The organism is Barnesiella sp. ET7 (assembly GCF_024733785.1).
Lineage (GTDB): Bacteria > Bacteroidota > Bacteroidia > Bacteroidales > Barnesiellaceae > Barnesiella > Barnesiella merdigallinarum.
The window spans coordinates 1-2186 of record NZ_JANRHM010000042.1; the positions used below are offsets into that span (position 1 = coordinate 1).

General features: G+C 39.1%; 1 protein-coding gene. It reads left to right on the plus strand.

The genetic code is table 11. The features are described 5' to 3' along the window. Positions 1-199: 199 nt before the first annotated feature. On the plus strand, positions 200-2186 hold a 1987-nt coding region (locus NW211_RS13715), incomplete at its 3' end, for a KUP/HAK/KT family potassium transporter (protein ID WP_258328252.1).

Genomic DNA, 2186 nt, shown 5'->3' on the forward strand with positions numbered 1-2186 from the left:
GTAGCGAATCTGTTGTTATAGCACAAGTTATACGTAATTCAAACAGACTATTTTTTTTAGACAAGCCTTGACCATCGTCAAGGTTTATATGATATTTTTCACGAAAAAAGAAAAGTGAAATCTTATTGTTAAGATTTTATTTTATATTTGCGCCGCTTGAAAGGAAAACAAATATATGTAGAACAAAAAACTACTTTTTATGGCAAACCTATCAAAAGAAGGCAATATTCAACATAAACTTGGATTTGCCGGGTTACTCATCACATTGGGTATTGTTTTTGGTGACATTGGAACATCGCCACTCTATGTTATGAAAGCCATCATTCATACTGGAGAAGCTCTTGATGAAAATTATGTTTTAGGCGCATTGTCTTGTATCATATGGACGCTTACTCTTCAGACTACGGTGAAATATGTGCTGGTGGCTCTCCGTGCCGACAATAACGGGGAGGGTGGCATACTTGCGCTTTATGCCCTTTTACGCCGCCACAGAAGAAGGTGGATTTACATCATTGCCATTATCGGTGCGAGCACTTTGCTTGCTGATGGTATTATCACTCCAGCCATTACGGTCACAACTGCCATAGAAGGACTTGAAAGTATCAGTCCGCATCTGCCTGTGATTCCTATTACACTGACCATTATTACCATTATATTTTTCATTCAGCGTTTTGGTACAGAAAATATAGGACGGTCATTTGGCATATTTATGCTACTTTGGTTCCTGCTTCTTGGAATCGCCGGAGCTATCAGTCTGACTTCCTATCCTCAAGTATTCAAGGCATTCAATCCTTACTATGCCATACGGTTATTAGTGGAATCCCCCCACTGGTTTCTGATATTGGGTGCCGTTTTCTTGTGTACCACTGGTGCAGAAGCCTTATACTCTGATTTAGGGCACTGTGGCAGACGAAATATTACGGTCAGTTGGATATTTGTAAAGGTGATGCTTATTCTAAATTATTTGGGGCAAGGAGCGTGGGTATTGCATCATCCGGAAAGTGCAGAAGGTACAGTGAACCCATTTTATTCAATCATGCCACAAGAAATACTGTTGTTTTCCATAGCAATGGCTACCGGGGCAGCTATTGTTGCGAGCCAAGCTCTAATAAGCGGTTCATTTTCCATATTGAGTGAAGCTATGAACTTGAATTTCTGGCCTCGTATGCGTATTAAGCACCCTACCAACGTAAAAGGTCAGTCATTTATTCCAATGGTAAACCTTGTAATGTATATTGGAGTAATATTTACTATATTGTTGTTTCGAGATTCCTCCCACATGGAAGCCGCTTATGGACTTGCCATAACTATTACAATGTTGATGACAACATTGTTGTTGGGATTCTATTTGCATATGCATAACATTCCACGCATTCTATCAATACTGTTTGTCGGCGGATATTGTGTTATTGAAGGTATTTTCCTTGCTGCAAACCTGTCCAAATTTATGGTCGGAGGTTGGTTTACGCTGTTAATAGGTGGATTATTATGTTTTATCATGTTTGTATGGGTAAGTGCCAACAAAATTCGTCGAAAACATATGTCTTCCAAACGGTTAAGTGAATACTACAACATTATTTCTGATATTAAGGCGGACGAAAGCATATCCAAATATGCTTCTAATCTTGTCTATGTGAATCATGCAGACAAAGAAGGTTGTGTGGACGATAAATTGTTGTATTCCATAATTAATAAGCAGCCTAAACGGGCAGATCATTATTGGCTTATTAACCTTGAATTTGTGGATACACCAGACACACTTGAATATAATTGTTCCACATTAATAAAAGGGACATTGTTTAGTATAACCATGCGTATAGGTTTTCGTATAGAACCGCGCGTGAGCCTTTATTTACGACAAGTAGTTGATGACCTTGTTGCGGATGGTGAAGTAGAACTAACAAGCTCTTATCCTTCATTGCATAAGAATGGCATACCGGGTGATTTTCGCTTTATTATTATCCACCGGATATATTATCCTGAAGATTCCCGTAACCGCCGACAAAATTTGCTGATGAGCCTTTATGCCTTAATTAGAAAGATAGGCATTGGAGAACCGAGTGCGTTGGGGCTTGACACATCGGTTGTTGTTGTCGAGCGTGTACCGTTAATTATAGCTAATAGGGCAAAACATATTCGTCGTATAGAGCGGATTAAGCCTGAAAAATGCGATAATGATGCTAATA